The sequence below is a fragment of the Lunatibacter salilacus genome (assembly GCF_009797935.1).
GTDB lineage: Bacteria > Bacteroidota > Bacteroidia > Cytophagales > Cyclobacteriaceae > Lunatibacter > Lunatibacter salilacus.
This window is the reverse complement of sequence record NZ_VOLC01000001.1, coordinates 732,151-739,865: the sequence shown is the minus strand read 5'-3', so window position 1 is coordinate 739,865 and position 7,715 is coordinate 732,151. Positions and strand designations below refer to the sequence as shown.

General features: G+C 42.7%; 5 protein-coding genes. All 5 read right to left on the bottom strand.

The window, feature by feature from the left end; genetic code table 11:
* Positions 1–441: 441 nt before the first annotated feature.
* Positions 442–1,464, bottom strand: coding sequence for a PorP/SprF family type IX secretion system membrane protein (locus FQ608_RS02905; RefSeq protein ID WP_158856282.1), 1,023 nt, complete (start codon positions 1,462–1,464; stop codon positions 442–444).
* Between the two features lie 93 nt (positions 1,465–1,557).
* Entirely contained in the window at positions 1,558–5,040 is a 3,483-nt protein-coding gene (locus FQ608_RS02900; protein ID WP_158856281.1) for a PKD domain-containing protein, read from the bottom strand.
* 137 nt (positions 5,041–5,177) lie between these two features.
* Positions 5,178–6,287 carry a DmpA family aminopeptidase gene (locus tag FQ608_RS02895; protein ID WP_158856280.1) on the bottom strand — a complete coding sequence of 370 codons (1,110 nt, stop codon included), beginning with the start codon at positions 6,285–6,287 and terminating at the stop codon, positions 5,178–5,180.
* Positions 6,288–6,318: 31 nt separating this feature from the next.
* A complete protein-coding gene (locus tag FQ608_RS02890) occupies positions 6,319–6,792 on the bottom strand; it encodes a pyrophosphohydrolase domain-containing protein (protein WP_158856279.1) in 474 nt (157 codons plus the stop codon).
* A 107-nt stretch (positions 6,793–6,899) separates the two neighbouring features.
* A complete protein-coding gene (locus tag FQ608_RS02885; RefSeq protein WP_158856278.1) occupies positions 6,900–7,661 on the bottom strand; it encodes a superoxide dismutase in 762 nt (253 codons plus the stop codon).
* Positions 7,662–7,715: the final 54 nt, after the last annotated feature.

Genomic DNA, 7,715 nt, shown 5'->3' with positions numbered 1-7,715 from the left:
ATTTTTCAGCGAAAATCCGCGCTATCTGCGGGAAATAATTGCGCAGCTAACGGTAAAATAATCTTTACCCCAGGCAAACAGTAAATGAAACAAATACCTATAAGTTTTCAAGTATTGAATCGATAATTAAAAGGGTTTCACGCAGATTTCGCAGATCTACACAGTATTTTTCAGCGAAAATCCGCGCTATCTGCGGGAAATAATTGCGCAGCTAACGGTAAAAATATCTTTACCCCAGGCAAACAGTAAATGAAACAAATACCTATAAGTTTTCAAGTATTGAATCGATAATTAAAAGGGTTTCACGCAGATTTCGCAGATGTACGCAGAATTTTTCAGCGGAAATTAGCGCAATCCCGAAAAGCCGGGACAAGTTCTGCGGGATACCAACCGTTGACTTGACATCAGAGCGAAACCATCTAAGTGATTTTTTGCTTTTTTTTACATCATGTAGCGAAAACATTTCAAAATCCTGCTTTTTCGATCCCTATCCTGGGGCAAACCTTTCAAAAACTGATACCGAATTGAGATCTCGTGCGCCCCGTGAGTTTCCATACCCAAACGTGAAATCATATAGTCGAAACTGTAACCTATCAATAAACCACTTTCAAGGCTTACTCCTACCAATGCGATAATTGAATCTCGGTTTGGAAGATCCCCAGAGCTCGGTATTCCCCTAAAACCTACACCCATAACCAGCGAATTGTAAATCAACTGGGTTGACAAGTCCAGTTGCCGGAATGGACCCTGTTGCTTATAATTCGCAGCTAAAAATACCAGGTTATCCCCGTCACCCTCATAAACCGAAAGCCCGGATCGAAAGGGCAACTGAAGTCCTGCGTGGGCATTCCATTTCACCGCTATCCGGTCACCGGAGGCGCTGCTATAAAAACTCAAATTCGGCCTGTTTACATGATATGCACTTGCTCCAAGCCAGTAATTTTCTCCGGTAAATATAGTCCCAAATCCAAGATCCAAAAAGCTATAGGGCTCAAAAGGAGGGAGGTCCTCTAGGGTAACAGGAGCCACAGTTTTGGAAAAAACATCTATCTGATCGCCCAGTAAAAGATGGTCCATGGCAGAACTCCTCCTTCCAATCCCAGCTTGGACGCCAAACCTCAAGCTGTGGGTTTCAGAAAGGAATAACTGGTAGGAATAATACCCCGAAAAGTCCATAAGTTTTAGGCCCAAGTTAGACTCTTCAAAAGCATTGAGGGAAATTCCAAATCCACTTTTCAGATCAAAGCTATAATGATCCAAAAAGGCTGAATATCCCTGAAAATCATAATTTAGGCCTGGCCACTGTTTGCGGTAATTGAAGCCCATTCGGGTTAATTCCGTCATTCCTGTCAGTGCGGGGTTTAGGTAGAGGGGCGCAGCGTAAAATTGGGAGTACTGTAGGTCCTGGGCAGAAGACGTTTTAATTAGTGCAAATAAAACCAGAAACAAGATCGCTTTTTTCATCTGATTATAGTTTGTTTTTCAGTGGTCAGATGGAATCTCACATGGTTTATAATCATCCCAGTTTTTGCCGCTTGCATTATGCTCGATTTCATATCATCTAATCAAAACGAAAACATTTGTTTCTTCTTTGACTCTACCATCCGGAGTCGTATATCTCAGTTTATATACATAGTTTCCGGCAGGCGCCATATCTCCCCTAAATGTACCGTCCCAACCTGGACCATTTCGGTCGGAACTGTGATAGATGGCCTCTCCCCATTTATTGAAAACCCATAATTCCAATTCGGTTATATAGTTAAACCTTGGAAAAAAATGATCATTCATTCCATTTGCATTTGGGGTAAATCCGTTTGGCATAAGGATAAATGCCTCTTCGATGTTGATGTCATAAACCTGGCTCAATTGGCAACCATGAACATCAGTAATAGTAAGTTGCACGGGGTATACACCCTCTTCTGTAAAGGTATGAGTAGGGCGCTGTTCTTGGCTACTTTCCCCGTCTCCAAAACTCCATTCGTAAGCAATTACATCGCCGACGGTGATAGGCGTAAATTGAATCGCATAATTTACCAGGTTGGATGAATATTCCGAAAAAGAAGCAGATACAAATTCGAAATCCACATCCAAAGGGCTTGGATTAACAATCTCAGTAGAGGTTGCGAGACAGCCGTCACTATCTGTTACCTGCACGACATATTCACCAGGAATGGAAGTAACCATCACCGAGCCGTTTTGCTCTTCTTTTCCTCCACTCCAAGATATCCCGTAGGGTGGAAATCCACCGGATACTTCAACAAAAAATGTGGTTTTCAGACCTCTAGTCCCGCAAGTAACTTCTTCGGTGCGTGAAACCGATAGAGTTAAAGGTAATTGTTCTTCCAGTTCATACACTTCACTTGCCACGCAGCCATTCCTGTCAGTGACAAAAACGGTATAGGTGCCTGCAGATACGTTTTCCAAGATAGACTGCGATGGACCATGCTCCCACCTGTAAGTAAAGGGTGCTTCCCCGCCCACGGGGATAACCTCAATTCTCCCTGAATTGGCTACCTGGCAATCAACCGCATTGGAGGTGCTGCCTGTCAAATAATAGGGATCGGGCGAATTAATGGAAAAGGAAACCTCTTCCATACATCCGTTGGCATCTTTTACCTCGGCCACATATTCTCCGGGAGAAAGGTTGTTAAAGACAATATCTCTAACGTCTTGCGTTATTGATATGACCCCAGATAGAGCTCCGACATCATTCTGCTGAAATAGATTGCCGGTAAGAGGCAATAACCCGCCTGCTACATCAATGACATAAACACCATCGGACTGTCCAAAACAGGAAATTGCAAGAGAACTTCTGCCAGGATTTGGATTTAAAACAAGAAGTTCGGGTTCATCCACTGTGACCTCTGCACTTGCTTGGCAGCCTTTGGAATCCGTCACAGTAACGCTGTAAGTACCCGGAGCGAGATTTTCCAAAGTTTCTATAGTGCTATTATTCTCATCATCCCAACGTATTGAGTATGGGGGATTGTTACTGATAATCTCCACCGACACTGAAGCATCAGCAGCTCCAAAGCATGAGATAGCGGCACCGTTATAATTTGACGTAACCGATGCGGTAATGGTAATTGGTTCGTGGTTAATCGAAAATTTTTGAAAACAATCATTTTCTCCCCGTAATACCGCAAAGTAATCTGTCTTACCATCTAACACAGGTATAGGGTTTCTGGCCGTATATTCAACACTAGTGAATGTAATAGGAAACTCATTGAAAAAGCGGGTATCGGGAGGAAATACAGCTGATATCTCTTCAATCGGCAGGAAGGGTTCCTCATAATTGCAAAAATCAAACACCTGTGCAGTTTCCTCTTCAATACAATCTTCTATGGAAAGTGCTTCTGGGTCTATGGTAAAGAGATAGGGATCTATTATCGGGCTGCTGCTACATTCAGAGGTATTCAAATAGCCCTGAATAATTTTTATTCCGGAAAAAGGAGCTTGTGTTTGGAAATTTATACCACTAATCTCCCCTGCTAGACTCACGGTTGGGTCACAGGAAAAACCGGAGAATGCAGCACAATTTTCAACGGCATTCAAGGTATATTCCATCTTTGCAAGGAGGAGTTCAGGGTCTTGGCTAATGGGAAGGTCACCAATCTCCCAAACTATTGAACCCCCCGCCCCCAAAGTTTCGTCGTAGTAAGGCTGATTTACATTATTAGGCGTAAAAAATGCCTCCATGGTTACCTCTTCAAAAGTAGCTGCTAGGGGAATGGGTATTACTACTTTACCCGCTGTGATACCTTCACTTCCTTTATTTCTGATTTCCAGCGTAAACTTCAATTCCTCACCGGGAGAAATAAAAAAGGTCGTTTCGTCTTCGGACAATGGATGAGAGCTTTCCAGTTGGTGCAAGCCCTCCACCATAGGGCGATCCGCATCTATGGCAAAGGTAATATTAAAAATCGCATAGGTATCAATCGTCGCCCCATACTTAAACCGGGTGGACGTTTGCCCGTTACCTATGACACTGTTATCAGGATTAGGTACCGTAAACATGGCTAAATCAATCCCCGTGTTATTTTCTAAAAATGGATCTCTATCATTTCCGGCTGTATTAATGCTTGCATTAAAGAAATTGTCCGGCTGATTTAGGGTGTGGGATAATCGCAAAAAATCATTTGTCATTACACCTCTTTCAATCTCAAAGTAATCACCGACACCCCCCCGATCTCCTTCCCCCGCCATAATTCCCATTTTGAGATTTACATTTCCGGCTTCCATGGCGGAAAAACCGTCAAGTGATAGAAAGTATTCTTCGTCGAGATATGAGGCAACAAATGCAAAGCCATCGAAAACCACTACATCCCTTTGTTTCATCAGGTAATTTTCATAGACGACTACCATTCCCCATCCCCCATAATAACCGACAGGACCGCCTTGTCCCTCCGTTAAAGCAATATCTGCTATAGTGTAGGAACCTGGCCCGGAAGCTTTTACATAATCAGTTATTTCAACAAACCCGGCAAACATGCCATATTGGTCCTCCATTGTGGTGGGATACCAAATGTCATTGGGAGAAGCTCTCAACTGTAGATACTCCGTCTGTCCCGGGCCTTTTATTTTTACTTCCTGTTTATGAAAAGTCTTAGTGATACCATCCTTTTCCACTTCAAAAGACTGCTCAGCGAACGACCTCCCACTCCAGTATAATCCGGCAAACAAAATATTGGTACAGGCGGGTTCAGCACTGTTTTCAGTTGAAAATTCCAATGTGGCTGATGAAGAATTAAAGGTAGTTGGGTCATCATCAATATCCACATAAATCATGGGCATGTTGTTTTGAAGATCCAGGGAATAATTTTCCAGGACTAGGCTAGTGTTTCCCAACATGGTAAAGTCCCCGTTGATATTATAAATCAACCTATTAGGAGAATTGGCCGACGATTTGGGAACAAAGGGCCTAAGTACCTGCCCGGATACCTGTGTAAAAAAAGTACCTGTAACAAGTAGTAGTAAAAGAATTGTTTTCCTGTAATCCCTCATCGAAGTCTTATACGAGAAAAACAAAGCAAGTAACATGATTTGACAATAAGTTCTTTCAACATTAGGAAAAATATCTTAATTTTCTACTATCAAATTTGAAGTTTATGGTCGGCAAATTGCTTTTTAACAAAATTTAGCCACCTATTAACTGCAAGTTCTGATATCTTTACCATTTATTTTCTAAGAGCTTTTATTTCACTTTTTGGCAGGGCTTTAATGATCCTACCCCCTTTACCACTCATATCCTCAGCGGCAAACAAAGCATTGATTATTGCCTCCTCAGTTGCCTCTATTGTAGCCAGAAAAAGCGCGGACATGTCGTCATTAGGTAAAGGTCTCTCCGATTGTGAAGTTTTGTCTGAGTTTTTGTGGGAAACACGCATCGCATCATGAGTTGAGAATGAAATTACATAATCACCACTACCGTTAGACGCTATTCCGCCAGTCTTGGCCAAGCCCATCATAGCCCGCTTTGCGATGCGTTCCAGATTACGGGCATCCAACGGAGCATCCGTCGCCACTACCATCATGCAGGATCCATCTACAGATTCTAGATTCTGTCGGAAACTATATTGATTCAATATCTTTCCAATAGGAAGACCGTCTATTTGAAGAACTCCGCCGAAATTTGCCTGTACTAGCACTCCCACAGTGTATCCGCCTAGAGATTCGGGAAGAACGCGAGAAGCTGTTCCAATTCCTGCCTTAAACCCAAAGGCTACTGTTCCGGTACCGGCACCGACATTTCCTTCATCCACTTCTCCAGAGGCTGCGTTTTGAATAGCCTCTAGTACATGTGCTGCCTTTACATGACGACCTCGGATATCATTTAAACCACCGTCGTTAGTTTCCCCTACTATTGCATTTACAGATTGCACATTGGCATTTTCAGGAAATAGAAACGTGTAGTCGATGATACCTTCGATTCCGGCAGCCACACTCAATGTGTTTGTCAGTATGATGGGACTTTCAATATTTCCCAATTCGATCACTTGTGTACTTCCCACCAACTTGCCGAAACCATTTCCGACATAAATGGCCCCCGAAACTTTATCCTGAAAAATATTTCCATCGTGGGGCAGGATTGCCGTGACGCCGGTTCGTATATCCGTCCCTTCGATTAAGGTTAGGTGGCCAACTTTTACACCGGATACATCCGTGATTGCATTCCATTTTCCCGTGGACAAGACCCCGAAAATGAAACCATATTCTCTGGCTCTCTCCTGTGCGTGTAGACTACCAACTAGGCAGATGCACAGTAAACCGGCAAATATTCTCTTCATTATTATTGATTGTTAGTGGTTTGAGATTGTGTTATCCTTCTGGAAAAAGAATTTTCTCCAAATTAGCAGGGGAATAATCGATTGATTTCAAGGTTTTCCGGTCGTCTTTTCTATATACCAAGTATTTGTTTCCATCCTTTTCGTAAAAGCATTCAACGCCTTGTCTTTGGTAATGGGCGACGGTTTTTTCTGCCTCGGTGAGATCCTCACATGCTTTGCTCATGTTGGATCGCTGCACTTCATCGAAGAGTGCTTTGAAGTGCCCTCCCAAACCAAATTCTAATATCGCTCCGGAGAGTACATATTGGAGATCGCAGAATGCATCTGCTATTTCCACCATATCCCCGTCAGCTATAGCCTGCTCGAGTTCTTTAAGTTCCTCTGTCAAGAGAGAAAGCCTTAATGAGGCCCGTTTTGCTGGTGGTATCGTAGGTTTATCAAGTATTGGGTGTTTGAACGTCTCGTGAAATTCGGCGACGGACGATAAGCTTTTGGGATCAGTCATTCTAGTTTCTTAAAGGCAATAAAACATATAAATTTCAAGACAAAAAATATCAAAAATGGCCCGGAGTAACCCCGAGCCATTGTTTTTTTCCAATTCAATTTTTAAAATCAGCTTTTAATAGTGTCGTATCGCTCCGACACTTTCGCCCAATCAAGCACATTCCACCAGCTTGAAATGTATCGTGGCCGTTCATTTTGATATTTGAGGTAATAGGCGTGTTCCCATACATCTATACCCATGAGCGGAGATCCTTTTAGGTCTGAAATATCCATAAGCGGGTTATCCTGATTGGGAGTTGAGCCTACTTTAAGGGTATTACCATCTAACACCAACCACGCCCATCCTGATCCAAACCTTGTTTTGGCGGCAGTTTCGAATTCTTCAACGAAAGCATCATAACTACCGAAATCATTGTTTATAGCATCTGCCAATGCACCTGAAGGTTGTCCGCCACCTTCTGCAGACATGATACTCCAAAATAACTCATGGTTGTAGTGGCCGCCGGCATTGTTTCTCATTTTAGTAGAATATTTGGAAATATTTCCAAGTACCTCTTCCAGCGGATTGCTTGTATCAACATCTTCTTCTCCTGCCGCTTCGGTCACGTTGTTAGCGTACCCCGCAGCGTGCTTGGTGTAATGGATTTCCATTGTCCTCGCATCAATATGCGGCTCTAAGGCAGAATAATCGTATGGCAAGGGTTTTTGAGAAAACCCGGTGATGATTGGTTCCTTTTTGGTTTCTTCGGTTGCACATGAGGACAATAAAGCCGAGCCTATCAAGCTGCCTCCAAATCCTACGGAAAGGGATACTTTGGTGCTTTGTGTAAGAAATGTTCTTCTAGATCTATTAAGAGTTGGTTTTTTCATCGTATTGGTTAAATTTAGTGTGTTTTTTTTTAGCTAACTGAATATTAAATAGCT

Excerpts from the sequence above, each read along its gene's own strand:
- FQ608_RS02885 (WP_158856278.1), bottom strand. The coding sequence starts at position 7,661 with ATGAAAAAACCAACTCTTAATAGATCTAGAAGAACATTTCTTACACAA.
- FQ608_RS02905 (WP_158856282.1), bottom strand. The coding sequence starts at position 1,464 with ATGAAAAAAGCGATCTTGTTTCTGGTTTTATTTGCACTAATTAAAACG.
- FQ608_RS02890 (WP_158856279.1), bottom strand. The coding sequence starts at position 6,792 with ATGACTGATCCCAAAAGCTTATCGTCCGTCGCCGAATTTCACGAGACG.
- FQ608_RS02900 (WP_158856281.1), bottom strand. The coding sequence starts at position 5,040 with ATGTTACTTGCTTTGTTTTTCTCGTATAAGACTTCGATGAGGGATTAC.
- FQ608_RS02895 (WP_158856280.1), bottom strand. The coding sequence starts at position 6,287 with ATGAAGAGAATATTTGCCGGTTTACTGTGCATCTGCCTAGTTGGTAGT.